This is a genomic window from Mesorhizobium sp. M6A.T.Cr.TU.016.01.1.1 (assembly GCF_003952585.1).
Classification (GTDB): Bacteria; Pseudomonadota; Alphaproteobacteria; order Rhizobiales; family Rhizobiaceae; genus Mesorhizobium; species Mesorhizobium mediterraneum.
On record NZ_CP034452.1, the window covers coordinates 3203591 to 3221131 of the forward strand.

Consider the following 17541-nt stretch of genomic DNA (forward strand, 5'->3'; position numbering starts at 1 on the left):
CGGGCTTGGCGTCTCGGTTGGCGTAAAAGGCCTTCGGATCGGGACGGGCCCACGAGGCCACTATATCCACGCTGGGATCGGCGGTTTGTACTACCGCGGTACCCTCGGAAAAGCCGGCGCGAGAAACGTTGCCCGATCGCAGGCGCCAAAGGCACTTCAAGCACAGCCGCAACCGTCCGGGTCAGAGTATGTCGCTAATGGCGTCCTGATGAGGGAGATCGAGTCCGGCGACGTGATGGACATGCGCGATGAAACGTTTGCCAATGTCCTGGATGAAATCAACGCCAGGCAAGCGCAGACGCGGCTCTCCGTGATACTGGCAGTTTTATTTGGTATCGTGGGCTTCCTTATCGGGAAGGCGATCGGCGGTGTCGGGCCTGTGGTGGGGGTAGCTGCATTTCTACCGGGCATGCTGATAGGGCAATGGTTTGACGGCTATCGCCGCGTGAGCGTGCTTTATTACGATCTTGAGCAAGATGCCGAGGCCGCCTATGGGAGGTTGGTTGCCGCGTTCGAAACGCTTAATCGTTGCGCGGGACGGTGGCACGTCGCGGCCGGGGGCAAGATCCAAGATCTAACAACTTGGAAGCGCAACGCCGGGGCCAGCATGCTGGTCGACAAAAAGCCCACGACACTTGCAAGCGCCCTACCGAACGTTGTTCGCAGCAATGTTACACCGCCTTCGCTTCACGTGGGCCGGCAGGTGCTCTATTTCATGCCCGATCTCGTCCTCGTGAAAGACGGCAACCGCTACGGGGCTGTCCCTTATGGCGACCTCCAGACCCAATTTGCGCCAAGCAATTTCATCGAGACTGGCCAAGTTCCATCCGATGCTCAGGTGGTGGGGCATACTTGGGCGCATCCCAACAAAAGCGGCGGCCCCGACAGACGGTTCAAAAACAATCGGCAGATTCCCATCTGCCGATATGAGGCGTTACGGCTATCCAGCGCGAGCGGATTGAATGAACTCGTTGAGTTCTCGAAAACGAATGTCAGCCAGCCGTTCTGCCAAGCGATAACAGCGCTGGCCCAAGTACATGGGGCATCCCGATCGTTCCTCAAGCGAAATAGCTTCGACTGATCTTCTCGCCTCGGCAATTGCGAAGGTCTCGCCGTCGCGGAGGGAAGTCTCCTGCTTTGGGTAGCTGTAGCGATGAATGATGAATGAGCGCGCGAGTGCTTCGAAAGTCGCATAGGAGGGCCGCACTATCCTTGCGCTTCTTGACATCGACGGTCCGCGCCGATCGCCATCTATTCCACAGCAACTTCGAGCTTCGAGCCCCGCCGATGCGCCGCGCGGCATGGAGTTTCTATACAGCCTCAACCGCTTGAATGTGGCGACGTCCCGGGCGAAATGCGTATGCGTCCTAGTTTCGTCGCCAATGCTTTTCCAGGCCGAGTGCCGAACACCTCGCCAGATGCAGCTTGCAAACGCACTTTGCCGCTACTTAGAGCTCGCAACATCGCTTTAGCTCGATGTGCACACCTGCTAGAAGAGGCAAGACGACGGTAGTCTCTGTGGAGAGCTAGAATTGAATAGTAGTCGGCAATCCCTACGACGCCGATCGCGTCTACGATCCGATAGAAAAAACACTTTTGGCCGGATGCCCAGAACCGGAGCGATCGCCATCATATCCTTAGCAATCGCTGCCCTAGCGGCTTCAGCGTACGCCGCTTTTTCTCTCACGGAAGGCAGCCACAACGAACTTGGCACAGCCATAGCCCACTGGACTGCGGTAAACGCACCGGCTATCGTGGGAACGGCGTCGGTTGTGGACGGTGACACCATCGAGATCCACGGTCAGCGCATCCGCTTCAACGGAATAGACGCGCCTGAAAGCCGCCAACTCTGCAAAGATGTCAATGGCGTAGATTATCCATGTGGACGTCGGTCCGCCGAGGCCCTGGACACTTTTTTGGCCGCGTCTCGGCCGGTACAATGCACCTTCGTGGCATGGGATAGGTATCACCGCTTCGTCGCCGATTGTCGCCGAGCAGACGGCGCCAGCGTCACCACCTGGATGGTAGATCACGGCCAGGCGCTAGATTGGCCCCGCTACAGCAACGGCGCGTACGCGCAACTCCAGGCGCAAGCAAAAGCTGCCAAGGTTGGACTATGGGCCGGTGAGTTCGAAGCGCCATGGGATTGGCGCGCTGATCACGCTAATGACCGGAAGCTAATACACAACCATAAACTCGGCCTTGTAACGCATGGTCAGCTAGCGCAGAGCTATTCGTGCCAGCCTCGCCGCTATTGCCTCTCAGATTTCCTCTTGCGATGAAGCGCATTGGTACCTGAACAACTGCTCCTGGGGCAGCAAGCTCGACCGAGATGGCGACGGGATACCCTGCGAGGGCCTCTGCTGATGCAGCAAAGCGCCGAATGTTTCCTCACGCCCCGGCCTTGAGCCCCTGCCCATTCAGAATCTAGCCGTTAGAGTACTCTTATCGCCGAAGGCGGCGACGTGACGAGGACGACTGATCTCGTCGCTCAATCACGATGACGCCGCCAACTCGCCATCGTGAGAAAGCCGGGAAACTCTACCTTCCGGCGGTCCAGAGAATCGGATCGGAGCCGCCGATCGGTTGATCTCGCCGGCGGCAAAACACGCGGTCGTTGAGAAGTCGCGAGAGTTCACGCTGGTCCCGTGGCGACCAGTGCTTGATCGGCACATTGGCAAGGAGGTATGGGGAGAGGATTTCGTTGACCATCGGCCGGCAGAGGAGCGGGCCGAGCGTTTCGTGACATGACCGAACGGAATTTTCGTCCGGCTGCGCAAAAAGGTGCCCTGTCGAGACTTACTTGTTGGCCGGATGGCTTAGCAGGGACGAACACGTGAAGAGTTAAACGACTGATAATGCAACATTATCGGTCATTTTGTCGCTCCGACAGGCTGTGCGTTTCAGCGTGAAAATCATGGCGCAAAGCGCACGCCCACTTTACCCTCGAAAGCATGATTCGTCTCGATCCCGCAACCGCAGGCTCCCCGCCTATCGCGCTGCCGACCGTCCCGGCCTGGGCGCTCACCCACGGCGGCGCGCTAAGCGATGCGGACGCCGCCTTCCAGGCCGGCGCCGCCTTGGCTTCGCTCGACACGCTGGCCCGCGCGCAAGCCAGCTGGGCCGGCGCCTGGCGCCAGCGGCTGGCGCTTCGCTGTGCCGCCGCCAGCATGCGGCTCGCCGGCCGCGCCGAGGACGAAGCCGCCTTGCGCGATGCCTGGCAGCTTTGCCCGGCCGGCACCGATCCCGGCCCCGCCGGCGCTGTCTTTGGCGCCTGGCGGCAACTGGCGCTGCAGCCGCCCGCCGCCAGCGCCGATCGGCTCGAAATGATCCTCGACCAGCTAGGGCTCCATTGGGACTGCGCGGCTCTCGCCGACCTCTGCACGGAGATCGAAAAACTGGCGGGGTTGCAGCGGCCGGCGCCGTTCGCCGCCGCGGCGATCGCCGCTCACGTCGTCACCGTGCGCCCCGACTGCGAACTTTTTGCCTGGTGGCTCGCCGACCTGGCGCTGGCGCAAAAGCTGCGCTGGCCGCGGCCGGTGCCGCTCTTGATGGCGCAGGCCTTCGGTCCGGCGTTCCGCGCGGAGGCCGGCGGCCGACGGAAAAAGCTCGGGGAGCAAAATTTTGAGCGCGCGGTTTGCGTCGCGCTGGCGCATGCGGCGGCGGAGGCCTGCCGGCTGGCCGGCGAGCTGTCGCGGCGCGCCGAAAAGCTCCTCGCCATTGCGCCGAAACTGCGGGCCAAGGGCGCTGGCGACGTGGTTTTTTTGCTGCTCAACGAAGACGCCGTCTCCGGCTCGCTGACGACCAAAAACCTGTCGCGTTTTGCGGCGCGGCGCCTGTTCGAACGGCTGCAACAACTCGACGTCGTACGCGAGCTGTCGGGCCGCCCCACTTTTCGGCTGTTTGGGCTCTAGCGATGGCCGAAGTCTCCGCCCGCCGCAAGGCAAGCGATCAGCCGGCGCTGCTCGACACCGAGCTGGACCACCTGCCGCCGGAACTGCGCTGGCGCGAGTGGATGGGCCGGGTCGAAGCGGTGGTCTTTGCTGCCAGCGAACCGGTACCGCGCGAGGTGCTGGCGCGCGTCGTCGGCAAAAGCTGCAATCTCGAGCTGGTCATCGACGACATCCGCGCCGAGCTCGCCGGGCGCCCCTATGAGCTGGTCGCGGTCGCCGGTGGCTGGCAGCACCGGACCAAAAAGGCCTTTGCCGACGTCATCCGCGGTGCATTCGGCACGCCCGCGGGGCAGGGGTCGAAAGAATTGTCGCAATCCGAAGCGCTGGTTTTGATGTGCATTGCCTATTTCCAGCCGATCACCCGTGGCGAACTCTCCAGCTTCTTCGGCAAGGAAGTGTCGCGCGACCTGATCGGCGTGCTACGCGCGCAGGAGCTGATCGCCTCGGGGCCGCGCTCGCCGCAGCCCGGCGCGCCCTACACCTATGTGACGACCAAAAATTTTCTCTCGCAGTTCGGGCTCGACACGCTGCGCCAGCTGCCGGATTTCGAGGCGCTCGAGGACGCCGGGCTGTTGTCGAAGGAGAAGCTGCTGGCTGGGGATATACCGACCGGTCTTGGCCGGGGGGAGGGCGACGGCGAAGAGGGCGAGCCAACGACAGGCGTCGTTGAGGATGAGGCGCTCTGAACTGATCGAAAAACGGGTTGCTTACGACAGCTAGCAACTTAGGGCCATGATGACTGATCGTGCGGCAGCCGGTGATCGGGATCATAGACCGCGACCTTGTCGCCTTCGACAAGGTTGGCTGAAAAGATCACCAGGTTGGTGCCGCCGGCGTGGCGCAGCGACGGAAACAGGATACCGCGAAGCCCGGTCGTAATGACCAGGTCCGCAAGCTTCCACGATGAAGGTATCTTCCTGTCGATGCGAGCGATCTGGCGCCAGGCACAATCCCATTCCTTCCAGGCACTATCCCAAACATTCGGGTCGAACCCCTGAGAAAGATCGGCGATCTCGGAAAGCGTGATCTTGTAGGCGGCAAGGGTGGCGGGCGGGGTGATGCTGGCTCCCTGCTTGTATTCCTCCAACGCTGTCTGAGGCGCGCGGGACAGGTAAAGCGCTTCGACGCCGGGCCGATTGAAGCGCCCGCCATCGATCGCCGCGCCCCCACCACTGGTGGGCAGGAAAGCCCATTTGGGTGTCAGATAGCGATGGAAGATCTCGTCTGGACCGCCCCGGGTGATCCTCACCCACGCGCTCCATTCTCGAGATCCCGGATAAAGGCCAGAACCGCCTCGACCTGGCCGTCCGCGACGAGTTCGGCAGCCGTGCGATGGCCATAGTCGGCAATCGGTTCATTGCGGTACCAAAAGATCGCCTTCTTGACGTCGCCGGTGAGTTCCGTTGCGGCCGAGATCACTTTTACCATCTCGCGCATTCGACCCTGCAGTCGCTCCGATGACGGGTTACGGAGCGTGTTGCGGTGGACGCCGGTCAACTGCGCCAGGTTGGCCACCTTCACGCCCAGCGCCTGCGACAGGCGCTTCGGCGAGATATAAGGCGTGCGCGGCTCCTGCAGGCTGTCGACAAAACCTGAGACCACTTTCGATTGTGCGAGCTGTGCGTGGGTCATGACAAATCTCCGACCTCTCTCAAACGCATAATATATGCACATTCCTAGGCATAGCAAGTGAACAGAGCCTGACGCCATTCCAGCGCACTGCTTGTGCTTCCCCATCCTCGTAGCGGATGCTAGCTAGCGGCAGCAATGCGCCGATATCAGATACTCAGACCAACTGCGCCCGTTCCTAGAAGCCGGCATTAGACGATTAGAGACAGAACCCAATCAGAGCATTGAACGCGTGTAGTGGCGATTTGGTCCTGAGCGTTTCGACGGCCGCTACAGGTTATCCGGTAAGCCATCACGGCCAAAAGCTAGTTGTTTCTGGAACCTCTGCTTCCGCCTGTCCCAGTTCTGCAGCGGACGCGCATACGCGACCCGGAAATATCATGCGGAATCTACTTCGTAGTAATCGATTAACCGCTTATCAGTCACCAGAATGTTGGGTCGTTGATCTCCGGCAAGAATGTCATTGATTTCGGCAGCGAAGATGTCAGCATGGCCCTCCAAAAGACCATTCCTTCCGTTGCGCCAGCCTCCGTCCCGCCTCTTGTCGTCCATGTCCCGGTCGAGGATGACATATTCGACTTTCATGTCTTCCGGTATCAGGTCCACGATTTTCAGGCGGTCGCGCTTTTTGATATTGGTCGCATCCAGGACCGCGCTTTCTCCTCGTGACAGTTTGGCGACCAGTCGCTGCGTGACCACTTCGAATATCTTCGCTTGAGGTCCGGCGACCACAGAGGTGCCGAAAAGCTCTTCCCTGACCGAGTCGGCCGATACGATCTCATCTGGTGGATAGTTCGTTTTCGCATAAGTGCTTTTGCCAGCACCGCTTGGCCCGACCATCATGATGAGTTTCTGGCCACATCTCGGCCAATCCCAGCCGACCGTCTCCTTCCTGCTGCTGAAGGCGTAGGTTTTCCACGTCGCCGAGAGAGTGTTCAGCAACGTGCCTGCCGGGATTTCATTATGGGCGATATCATTGCGCGCTTTTGCTGTTTGCCTGAGAAACGTCATTTCCCGGTATTCGAGGGTATCGCCGAGACAATCCCGCAAATATTTGTTTTCCATGTCATATCGATTGGTGATCATCTTCTCGCCGAACGGCAACGCGACGCGCCACGGCAGCTTGGCATCGATGGAGCTCGCATAGGTGTCGGCAAAGTGCCTGCACACGGTGGCGTTGAAGTCGAGCACGGGGCCGCTGACCGCGCGCCAGCGCCGGATGTCGAAGGCCTTCCTGTCGTCTGCCGCGATCAGGCTGGCAGTGTGAACGAAGACATCTCCGTCAATCGTATCGACCAGTCCGTTGCCCCAGCACGGCCTGACGTCGGCATTCCCGCCATATGCCTTCTTCAGCGTTTCCCATGGATCGATTGCCGAGACGGGGTCGAGGGTGACCAGATATTCTGCTAGTCTCGGATCGTAGCCGGAAAGCCGTATAGCGACCTCGATCGCCACCTTATCCAGAAGCGCCAGGGCCGCGAATCTGCCCGTCCGTCTGGAGATGTAGGTTCTCATGTCAAAAGAAGAAACGCGGCCGTTCCATTGGACAAATGCGCCAGGGAAGAGTCGGTCAAGGTCGGCCTTCGGGACATCGGGAGGAACGAGCGCTGCCAGAACAGGCTTCAGGGCCTCATTGGAGCGCCTGCGCCATTCCGCGGAATATGACCTGAAGAAGATGCTCCAGCTGTCCCATTCGTCGTTATCGATATCTTCGATTAAGAATCCGGCACCTCTGAACTCGGGTTTGTCGATCAAAGACCCGGCGGTGCGCATCGACATGCGCATTTCACCCGCAGCAATGGCCAGCCGATGAATGATCGGCCCGCCCGCTTTGCTCGGGACCGTGAAGACGGGAACGTAGCCGTCGTTTTCCAGCCTCTCGATGACAGCTTCGGAGAGGCCCGGCGCACGGTAGAGGGGTGCCTGGATGGCGACGATACCATGTTTCGTGACGGCTTCGGCGATGTCTTCGATGAAACCGGAGGGGCCCGGAAGGGACCAGAATAAAGCCTTGTCGATCATTCTGCGGCCAGCAGCGTCATGCCGAGAAGTCCTGCCGTCAGGGGCGTCGGCAGGTAGGAGCTTTTCTGGCGTTCGACCCCGGGCTTGGCAGGCGCAACGGCCAGCAAGCCCATCAGCGTGCCGTATTGAACGAGAGCCTCTCCGGTCATGCCAGGGGCCCTGAGATCGTCGTTGAGGTCGAGGAACGCCTCGACGTCGTTGACGCTGAAGGCGGTCGGCCCGATCAATTCGAGGACTTTTCCGAGCACCTTTCCGTAATCCCCCGTCAGCCCGGTCGCCGCTGCATCGACGGCGTCTGGCATCTGCTTCGGTTTGACCCTTTGCGCGTAGCCGACATATTGGGACATCGGCTCATTCCAGCCGCCATATTGGGCAAGCAGGTCCTCGTAATGCTGGATCGAGGGACCGGGGTGTTCCTTGTCGACCATCTCGGTGAAGAATGCCGTCGACCATGGTTCAAGGACCATGATCTCGACATGGGATGTCAGCCCGGCCAGTTGGCCATCGGCGGCAACTGAGGCAGCGTGTTGCGGGCCACCGACGAATATCACCCTGACATCCCCCTTGGTTACGGGTTTCGCGTTAATAGCCGATTTGACCCATTCGGCGGTCCACGGTGCCGATGGCTTGATGACGGCGATGGCCTTTTTGCCCTGAACTACGCGCTGGTCGCGAAGGGTGTTCGCCATTTCGGCCGCGGTGTTCACGGATAGGATTCTTACGTCGTAATTGTCGCCGTCCGAGAAGGAGTCAGGAACCGTCTTCAGCACAGCGGGGACGATGTCGTAATCCGCGAGCTTGTTGCCGAGAATGACGGTCGCCCTTGAGCTGGAAAGCAGGATGTCGCGCTCCTGGCTCAATGTGAGCGGCGACACGGACCGCTTCTGCAGGACGTGTTTTGCAGCTTTGATCTCCCTCCTGTGCGATTTCGGATCGAAACCGACAGGGGCTTCCATCTCCGTGAAATCGAGCAGAACAGTGTCGATCTCGTCGCGGGTGCCGAGGAGGCGGACGACTGCGGTCGAGCGGAGTGTCCATCTGTCGGTGCCGATCCGTCGGACAATGCCCAACCCTTCCATTTCGTCGAGCAGGTCGTCGAAGAGGGAGAAGCGGTTCTTGTCCTTGAAGCCGGCTTCCCAGAAGCCGATCGAGTGTTCGCGAATTTCACGGGTCGTGAACCCGTCGTCCATCCGGCCTTCTGCCTCCGCCTCGAAGACGAGGCTCGCCACGACGTAGGCGATCAGCTTGTACCGCAGGTCGATGCCGAGCGTCATGTCGAAGATCGTCTTGATCTCCGATTTGGTCGTCTGGTCGTCCAGCACACTTGCGATCTGCTCCGACGGTATCTTGCGGATGGGCTTTTGTGTGGACTGTGTGATGTAGAGCACCTTCTTCAACAGATGCTTCGCATAGGTTTGGATCAGGACAGGATAGTAGTTGGAATGAGACAGTATCCTCCAGATGTCCTGCCTTTCCAGTTCGAGGCCAAGAGCTGCGAAGGGGCGAAGCACGAGGTCCTCGGCCGCCGTGCGTTCTTCGCCAGTGAGGCTGCCGATGCGTCTCGGGTCAGCAGAAATCTGCTTGAGTGGCGGATTGCCCGTCTGAACGAGACGGGTGACGTTCGACAGTCCTGCCAGCACGAATTTGAAGCGCCTGTTGGTGTCGGTCATCAATTGCTGGAGCGCCAGGAACTCGGCATAGCCGTTCGCAGCATCGCTAACGATGAACTGGTCGCACTCGTCCAGCAGCAGGTAAATCCGGCGGCGGTTGTCATCGGCCAGCCACCTCTTGATCACCTGGGTTACCCGTGTTGCGTCGATCGGAGTATTGAGCTGGAAAATCTCAGGCAGCGCCCTCGCGATCTCCTGCCAGATAACCTTGGTCGCCAGATGCCCCTTGCCGATCTGATGGGCATCGACGAAGCCGACAAGTCTGCCCATTTTCGGGTCGTTGTTCTCCAGCTCGATATGTTTCAGGAGAGCGGTCTTGCCCATGCGGCGGCCGCCATAGACGATGTTCGAGCCGCTATCGAGGAGGATCGCCCGAATGTCCTGCGAGCGTCCGACGAACATTTCACGGGGGACAGCACTCCTCCCCCAGTCGGCATAGGGTTCGGCGAAGCTGTAGGGCTGAGCCAGTTCGATCAGCGTCAGCGCCCTGATCTGCGGTTCGCTGACAGCGTAGGAAATTGTTGCTGAATCGATCAGCAATATGCGGCGATTGGCTGCCAGGTTCCTCATCAGGAACTTCCGGCGCTCTTCGGGTGTGACGATGTCGCTGACCATCAGGATCAGGCCGTTGCCCGTCGTCAGTTTCTGCAGAGTGCTTTCCGCAGGGAGGGTTTGGCTGACGGCCACACGGTAATTGCCCTCGGTTCGGGAGCCGAAATCAGGTAACAGCAGGCTTTCTGTGTCGGTCGGGATGTCGAGCTTGAAATCGCCGACATACATTTTTCCCTTGGCGATCGGAGGCACAGGGATGTTGGCTACGTCCTTAAACTCGGCCCTTATGCCGAATTTCTCGAGGAAACTTGCCGCGAAGGGGGCGAAGTCCTTGACATGGAACTTGCGGAACAGCTCCCGCCATTCCGTGACGATCTCGACAGATTCCTTCCGGCGGGTTTCCGAAAGCTGGTCGTAGGCTATCCCTTCAAATGCATCACCGTTCATGATTGCGTGGGACACGTTGCTGGCGATGTCGCCGCGGTAATGTTCCAGAGCGGGAAGCACTTCATCCCGGAAGGTCTCGAACCTCCAGTTGCGGCGGCGCGATTCCGGCAGGCGGCCTTCGTTCCTGACTTCCTGGATATGCTCTTCAGCTGTCAGGAGGTCGTCAGTTTCGCAAAGCGCCCGAAGCTTCTGGCAGATTTTGGGGTCGATGCCATTGGATGACAGTTCGTCAATGTCTTTCTGGAGGCGGATGCGCGGTTCCTCCAGCAGTGCTTGGGCCCCTTCTCGGATCGTTTCGATTTCGTCCTGAGCCACGCTGACATCGAATATGCCGTCAATTTCCTCTTCGATGCGAGCGCCCGGCTCAAGGGTAATGGGGACGTCTACGGCCTCGATCTTTTCGAGACGGTCGAGGAGGGAGGCGGCCTGTTCGGCATCGGTGCCTTGCCGCAACGAGCCGAACCGCATGACGCGTTCGACAACTTTCCGAGCCTGGCCGATGTCGTCTTTCATGGATGTCTTCGCGGTGAGGATGTTTGCTCCGACTTCCTTTTCGAGGTTTTCAGCGAGTTCCTGGCTGATTTCGAGAAAATCGTCGGCATCGAGAAGCATGCGTGCGCCGACGAACGAGCCGCGGTCCATGCGTTGGCGGACGATGTTGTCGAAGGCCTCGTCCCGCTCCTGCCCCTTTTCAGGGAGCAACGGGAGCTTTGCATTGCAAAGAAGGCCGACCATCTCCGCGGCGGAATACGGACTTGGAAACCAGGAGCGTCCGTAATCAAGTTCGGGAAGGAGGGCGATCTCGGCGTGGCAGGCCTGAAGGTATTCGTTGCTGTTGGCGGAGGGAACCTGCTCCCCCGAAACGATGGCCGACAGTTTCTTCAGGCGCAGAGCGACGTGCCGTGCGGCTGTTCCGATCAGGCCCTCGTCCTGAGAGGCTACTTCCACGGCCGCGGTCATATTGTTCAGGGACCGCGAAATCTTTTTCGCCAGGTCGCGGGCTTTCGGACGTTCCGCCGAGCTGGTTTCCCGCATTTCGGATTTGAGGTCGATATAGTTGTTGGCGGCATCCCGGAAATTCTCAAGGAAGGAAACCAGGCGGTTGCGCACGACGCCGTCCAGCCCCTTCGAGCGGTCCTGATGCATCGCATGCGTTTCGTCGAGCAGTTCTATGATGGCCGAACGGTCCTTGAGGCTCTCGGCAAAGTTTTTCACGACGGCCAGCGTCGTGTCGTCATCCCTGCCTTTGGTGATCTGGGTCCGCAGTTTTCCGATGAGATTGTCGCTGCGGGACAGCTCGTTCTTGATCTTGTTTCCGGGCTGGTAGTTGAATCGCAGCGCCTGAAAGCCTTCGATTTTTTGGAACAGGTGCGCCCGGCTTTCGCTCAGGGCTTTCGTCAGATCCATTTCATCGGCGACATTGGCGAGCATGGCCCGGGACAGGACGATCGTCGTGTGCTTGAGGGAGTCGAGGTTCTTGAAAACCTCACTCACATTTTTCCCGAGGTCTCCAGGCAACGAGTTTAAGGAACGCAGGATTTCGGCGCTCCCGTAAGATGGCGAGAAGATAGCCAGTTCGATCGCAAGCGGCATCAATGAAAGAAGCCGCGCCGACGCGCGTTCCTCCTTGCTGTCCCGGCCGATTGCTTCGACCGAACTGAATGCCTCGCTGACCCATGACGAAACGAGAAAGGGGTTGGACTGAAGGGCGGTGTGGTTGAGGTGGCCCGCGATTGCCGCAAGCTTCGCTTCCTTTGAAGTGATGACAAGCGGCCGTGACGGGTCTTCGGCCTCGGAGGCCCGTGCAAGATGGTATGCAAGCGAATAGCTTCCCGAAGCCATGAACCTGTCGAGGGACTGGTTTATCCTAAGGGTTTCAAGGTCTTCCGCTGGCGGAGTTTCAACCTCGGCTTCAGGAACCGCCACGACGGAACCGCCATCTTGCGGCAAAGGTTCTGCCATTGGCACGACGTCGTGTTCGGCTGTTTCAGGGTCAAGGATGTCGTCTTCCGGGATGACTTCCGCGAAAACATCGTCCGCGTCATCCGGATTGTCTTCCGCTTCCGCGGTTCCAGCCGCAACAGGTTCGGCGGCTGGAACCGCTTCCCGGTCACTGCCTGCCGCCTCGGGTGTTTCTCTTTCCTGTTCCCGGACTTCGTCGGATTGAAGCGTTCCTTTCCCGGGGCAGTCTCCACCGTCAGGGGACGGCAAAGCGGCCGGTGCCAGATAAGACAGGGCGTTCGCCAGCGCTACGGCAATGGAGCCGATGCCGGATTCGGCTTTTCCGACCTCCTCGTTCATTGAGGGGGCGAGTAGGATTTTTTCAGCTGGCTTGGCCGCCGTCATTTTCTCATCGAGTTCTGTGTAAGCAGCTACGGCGAGCTTCGTGCCGTTAAGTGCCTCCTCCCCTTCACCAAGGCACATTTCAGCCAATTCAGCGGATGACGGCTCGATATTGCCCTCCTCCGGCAAGAAGAGCGCTGTATGTTCAGACCCGAGGAACTCGCAAATTTCAGCGGCTTCCTTGTCCAGAATCTGCACCCGGGCGAGCAATGCGGCATTCGACACCTGACGCGGCAAGGCGGCAACAGCCGCCTGTGCCTTGTCCAGAAGGCCGGAAATGACCGACAGAGAGGCTGAAAGGCTATCCCAATCGGGTTTATTCAGCTTTTCAACCCCGTGTTCTGCTTCCACCACAATAGCGCGGAAGATGTCCTCGATGCCCATGTCAGCCCCCCTTGCGTGCCCGGCTCCGGCTTCTTGTCCGGCGTCCTGCGACGCTATGTTCCCGATCTCGATTTCCGCCTGTACTTCCGGCTCGCTCCGTGCTTCCGGTGCGTTCCCGGTCGTGCCTGACTGGCCGTCTTCACCGGGGACGGCGACCTCTCCGTTTTCGAAACTATCGAGATAGGCTTCGTACAACGGATTGTCGGAACGGTCGTCATTGGCGAAGAACCAAAGCGACGCCTTGCGTCTCGCTTCGATAAATTCCGCAGCTTCCCTGAATTCCTCTCCGGCAGCTTTCACTGCCCGTTCGAGAGGAAGCGACGGGTTTTCGATCGCGCGGATTTTCGCGAACTCGTCGGCGAACTGCCTGTATCCGCCTTCAGACAAGCGTGCGAAGATTTCAGGTGAGGTGCCATCGTCCTCCCAGTTGGCGGCCGACAGCCGCTTTTCCTCGGGGCGGCTTTCGTCAATCGCCCGGACGGTCGTCTCGATCTTGCGGTAGAACGGCCTGAACAGGCTTTCCTTGTCCCGCCTCGATATCGCCGCCAGGATCGGCTCGGGAACCGAGAAGAGCTTCGCGACACAATCGGCAATCACTTCACTGGATGGCTTGTCTTCAGGCCATGCCTTCACATCGCCAAGCACTTCCCTGATCTCAGTGCGGTGGTTGTGGAGATGGCTTCTGAAAGCACCGCTGAGCGACATCCTGTCCCGCAACCAGGCTGCGTTCACTTCAGGCGCGGAAGGGCGTACGGGTTCGGCTTCTTCGGCTATTGTCTGGTAGTCATCCATGCCCAGACGGCCGATACGAGGCGACGCCTTCTTCTGCTCCTGCTCCGCCAGGATCGATTTCAGGTTCACATAGTCTATCAAGCGCTCTTGGAATGCCGCCATCCGGTAGCAAAAGGCCTCGGTGTCGGCATATTCGATGCCGAACTCCTGCCTCAACTTTCCGGCTGCCTCGGCATAAATGGCAGCCTTCTCCGGCCTGAACATGGATTCGACGGTCATGAACTGCCTGGCAAGCAGCCCGTCTCCGCCCTCATGCAATTTCTTCAATGTGTGGATGGGGGACTCATAAAGCGTATCTACGATCGAAATCCCCGTTTCTGACTTGGCCCCGTTCTTCCCTTTGCGGGCAATTTGCTCGTAGACCGGATTGAAAATCCATCTCCTCCTGTTCTTGTCGATGGTGCGGGGGATCGCCGTTTTGGCAAAAACTATTGAATCCCCCAATTGGAGCAGAGCCATCAGGAACCGGGCAAAGGACCGGTCGTCCTTGACGTCGGTCTCAGGCAGCACGAGTTTCATCGGCACCTCTACCTTCATGGCGAGATCGTACAGTTTCTGCCTCGGCTTGACCGATGAATGGGCGCTGAGAAGCAACACCATCCAGTCTTCCGTGATGCAGGAGGGCAACGGCCCCAGCCACATCATTTCCAGAAGGGCTTCGATTTTCAGGTCACCGTTTGCCTTGGCGCGGATTTCAGCAGGAAGCGTCGTCGTTCTCGATTTCGAGAAGGAATCTTTCGGAATGGCGGTAGCACCGTGCGTTCCGTTTGTTCCGTTCATGAACGACAGGTCTCCCAAATATGCCTGCGGTTCCGGCCGCGTGTTGCCAGCATCATCCGTGCCGTCCCCGTCTTCGGGAGATGCAAGTCCATCAGACTCATCCGGCTCCTCTTGGTCTGCGGGTTCGACGGTTTCCGCCGTATCTTCGCGTTCGTCCTCTTCCGTCAGGATGTATGCGGGAATGTACTCGGCGACTTTCTTGGCGTGGAAAAGAGGTGCGGGCATTTTGACGGGCGAGCGTGTGTGGCCGAACCCGAAGCGCAGTCCATGACAGAGAGCCGCTATCCTGTCCGGGTCATCGCCTTCGAGGCAGTGGACAGCCAGAATGCCGATGGTGCCCGGCAGTTTGTATGGCTCTCCGGTGAGATCGCGCTCGCCTTCGATCTTGACCTTCATGAAAGCCAGCGCAGGCGGAAGGTCCGCAGCCACAGCTGCCTTCATCTGGGGGATCGGCCTGTAGACGGACAGCCCCTTGGGCAGTTTCTGGGTTCCGTCCAGATGCCCGGTGGAGATGTAGTTGTCTGCAGGTCCGGCCAAGCGCACGAGGCGTCCAGGCTCGGTCAGGGTGTGTGTCTTCTGGGTCTTCGTCCCAGTCTCCGCGCCAGTTTCGGGGTCGAGAATGGCGAAGGTCTGCTCCTTGCGGGTGATGACGGTCGGCTCGATCTGGTCCTGGATGCGCACGATCCGCGCTCCCGGCCACTCGGACGGATTGAAATCTGTGCCGACAAGCTTGCACGGTTCGTCCCATCCCTTGTTGGAAAGGGCTGGCCAGAGTTTCCTGGCATGGTCTCCTTCGAACATGACAAGGGGCCTGTGACCGCGGTCACATTCGTAACTTACGATCTCGGCGACGAACGTCTGGAAGTCCGATTTTTCCGTTTCACCGTTCCCGGTGTCGGCTTCATCCCAGCCAGCCACTGTCTTCAGCAGGTCGAAGAACGGAAGCGGATCGGTGATGTCTATGGTGCCGTTGACGGGCCGCCCTGCCCTGGCTGTCGTGCTCCCGCTCTCGATATCGATGGAGACCGACAGGAAGAAGGATGACGCCTGCCGGGTGCGGGTCCGGTTCAGGGAAACGACGGAAATCCCGGTGATCGTCTCCGGCCGGGTCGCAGGATCCAGGAATGCTTCGGCGACGTTGTCCCTGACCGGGGAAACAAGCGCGGAATGGCCGAACATGAGGTCGAGTACGGCAGCCTGTATGCGGAAGAACCAGTCATCGACTTTCGGGCCCTTGGTGTCGAGATACTGGACGTTGCAGTCGCCGTAGCGGGCCAGCGCCACGCGACCCGCGATCTTGTTCACGCCATCGTCGGCGAATTTGCGGGCATGGACCAGGACGCGAGTCGGCCCGAACTCCTCGGCCAGCGTCTGTGCGAACGGCTTCCAGAGGGAAACCCGGTTTTCATACCTGTTCCGTGCTTTACCGCCTGGAACGGCAAGAGACTTGCGGGGGCCGTGCACGCCTTCGGGCATCAGCCTATATTCGATGCGCAGACGGCTGTTGAAGAGTGTCCGTACGGCCATCCCGATATGTTCGGCATCGGTTGCGCTTGCGGAAACGATGATCAGCACAGGCAGACTGCTGCCGAACACCTGACGGAGCCTCGCCGAATTGTCCTCCCGCAACGCATCGAAGCGTTCCCTCTGGCTTTCAAGATCGGCGGGGACTTTCACTGACGGAGGCAGATCGCCATCGGCAAGCATTCTCCAGGTTTCGGCGATCGCCTTGTCGTCGATGTCGTTGTATCCGAGCGAGCGTGCGATCTCTTCGAGAACCATCACGGCTTTCATGGCCGGAATGTCTTCGTCGCGGCGCTTGACGCGCTTCGCCTTGTCGACAGGTTCGACAGAAAGCGGCTCGAGAACACCTTTCATGGCCTCGGCGATCCGGTCGAAGCAATCGACGCAGTCAAGCTCCGTCGCCCCCGTTGCCACGGAAGGCGTCGTTTCATATGCGGTGGAATAGGCGATGCCGACGAATGCCCCGTCCCGCGGCCCCGACATCACGAGCAGTGCGAAGCCAAGGCCCGTATCGACGCCCGATTTGAGCGCGCCGAGCACATAGGCCGGGTCTTCAGGCTCGCTGACGGCCCCTTTCAGGATCGGAACATGGAAGGAAACCGCCCGCCTTTCATCCTCGCCGAAGACGGCTGCCGTCAGTTTCCTTTGTCGGGGCAGGAATTTGGCAGGAACATCCGGCGTCCAACGCTTGCGCGATACATCGAGCCTGACGAAAGGTTGCGGCCTGCCGGGGTGCGTTTCGACGGTAAGCCGGGCCTGCATGGACCACGATCCGGCGGCGGCCGCCCTGGGGAAGGTCACGAAGCAGATAGAATTTTCACGGGAAGAAGACCGAATCAGCACACGGACAGGCCCCATTCCTGGAAACAGCTCCGTCCCGGCAATGCGTCGGAATGCTTCTGCATGGATGATGTCCCGGACATCCGTGAAGTCCTTGCCCTTGCCATCCTCGGTCTCGAGCGTTTTCCGGAAAGCGATTGCGGCAGATCCCTCTATGGCGAGACGCGTGATGTCTTCGACGAAGTCGGCAGGAAGCCCTCGGGATTCCGCCCACGGAGCCAGCACTTTCGCCGCCCACATGCGGACTGCATTCGAAACAGCCTTGAGGCATTCTTCTTCAGACGCAACGCATTCGGCAAAAGACCGCGGACCCTTCTCGCTGTCGTGCCAGCCGATCCCGCCCAGTTCGGAGTCCACATAGATCGGATCCGGAAGCCCGGCGGAGAGCAAGGCTCTCAATGTAGCATAAGGAAGGCGGTTTCCTGCGGCGTCTCCTGTGTTCCTGGCTGCCGTGGCCACAGCGGCGAAGGCCTGGGCCATGTCGGAATGCCAGCTTACCTTCACGCAATCCTGGGTGGGCATTTTGCCGCCAAGGAAGGACAATCCCATGACGGAGATACTTTCGGTCTTCTGTTCGGGCTTCGCCAGATAAAACATGCAACTTC

The 17541-nt window shown here is 59.7% G+C and carries 8 protein-coding genes and 1 pseudogene; 5 read left to right on the forward strand and 4 right to left on the reverse strand.

Annotation, left to right across the window (positions count from 1 at the left end; translation table 11 throughout):
* The first annotated feature begins 208 nt into the window (after positions 1-208).
* The 5 genes and pseudogenes from EJ075_RS15495 (at position 209) to EJ075_RS15525 (ending at position 4639) form a co-directional block, all read left to right on the forward strand.
* On the forward strand, positions 209-1081 hold the full coding sequence (locus EJ075_RS15495; RefSeq protein ID WP_245458160.1) for a hypothetical protein: 873 nt from the start codon (positions 209-211) through the stop codon (positions 1079-1081).
* A 523-nt stretch (positions 1082-1604) separates the two neighbouring features.
* On the forward strand, positions 1605-2282 hold the full coding sequence (locus tag EJ075_RS15505; protein WP_164547111.1) for a thermonuclease family protein: 678 nt from the start codon (positions 1605-1607) through the stop codon (positions 2280-2282).
* A gap of 322 nt (positions 2283-2604) precedes the next feature.
* A pseudogene (locus tag EJ075_RS15515) lies at positions 2605-2751 on the forward strand (DUF3363 domain-containing protein); the annotation flags it as partial.
* A 203-nt stretch (positions 2752-2954) separates the two neighbouring features.
* Positions 2955-3914, forward strand: a complete 960-nt coding sequence (locus tag EJ075_RS15520; RefSeq protein WP_126104931.1) for a DUF1403 family protein — start codon at positions 2955-2957, stop codon at positions 3912-3914.
* A 2-nt stretch (positions 3915-3916) separates the two neighbouring features.
* Positions 3917-4639 (forward strand): SMC-Scp complex subunit ScpB, encoded by a 723-nt coding sequence (locus EJ075_RS15525; RefSeq protein ID WP_126104932.1) that lies wholly within the window; start codon positions 3917-3919, stop codon positions 4637-4639.
* Between the two features lie 38 nt (positions 4640-4677).
* Here EJ075_RS15525 and EJ075_RS15530 read toward each other — a convergent pair whose 3' ends face one another.
* The 4 genes from EJ075_RS15530 to EJ075_RS15545 form a co-directional block, all read right to left on the reverse strand.
* Complete coding sequence (locus EJ075_RS15530) at positions 4678-5202, reverse strand: RES domain-containing protein (protein ID WP_126104933.1); 525 nt, start codon at positions 5200-5202, stop codon at positions 4678-4680.
* A complete protein-coding gene (locus EJ075_RS15535) occupies positions 5199-5585 on the reverse strand; it encodes a hypothetical protein (RefSeq protein ID WP_095204923.1) in 387 nt (128 codons plus the stop codon). The genes EJ075_RS15530 and EJ075_RS15535 overlap by 4 nt, the downstream gene beginning before the upstream one ends.
* Before the next feature lie 375 nt (positions 5586-5960).
* The gene (locus EJ075_RS15540; protein WP_126104934.1) at positions 5961-7604 is read right to left on the reverse strand and encodes an AAA family ATPase; all 1644 of its coding nucleotides are present in this window, start codon (positions 7602-7604) and stop codon (positions 5961-5963) included.
* Positions 7601-17533: an RNaseH domain-containing protein gene (locus EJ075_RS15545; RefSeq protein WP_126104935.1), complete on the reverse strand. Its 9933-nt coding sequence runs from the start codon at positions 17531-17533 to the stop codon at positions 7601-7603. Before EJ075_RS15545 ends, EJ075_RS15540 begins: the two co-directional genes overlap by 4 nt.
* Between the last annotated feature and the right edge of the window lie 8 nt (positions 17534-17541).

Coding starts and splice junctions, on each gene's coding strand:
- EJ075_RS15495 (WP_245458160.1), top strand. CDS start 209: ATGAGGGAGATCGAGTCCGGCGACGTGATGGACATGCGCGATGAAACG.
- EJ075_RS15505 (WP_164547111.1), top strand. CDS start 1,605: ATGCCCAGAACCGGAGCGATCGCCATCATATCCTTAGCAATCGCTGCC.
- EJ075_RS15520 (WP_126104931.1), top strand. CDS start 2,955: ATGATTCGTCTCGATCCCGCAACCGCAGGCTCCCCGCCTATCGCGCTG.
- EJ075_RS15525 (WP_126104932.1), top strand. CDS start 3,917: ATGGCCGAAGTCTCCGCCCGCCGCAAGGCAAGCGATCAGCCGGCGCTG.
- EJ075_RS15535 (WP_095204923.1), bottom strand. CDS start 5,585: ATGACCCACGCACAGCTCGCACAATCGAAAGTGGTCTCAGGTTTTGTC.
- EJ075_RS15540 (WP_126104934.1), bottom strand. CDS start 7,604: ATGATCGACAAGGCTTTATTCTGGTCCCTTCCGGGCCCCTCCGGTTTC.
- EJ075_RS15545 (WP_126104935.1), bottom strand. CDS start 17,533: ATGTTTTATCTGGCGAAGCCCGAACAGAAGACCGAAAGTATCTCCGTC.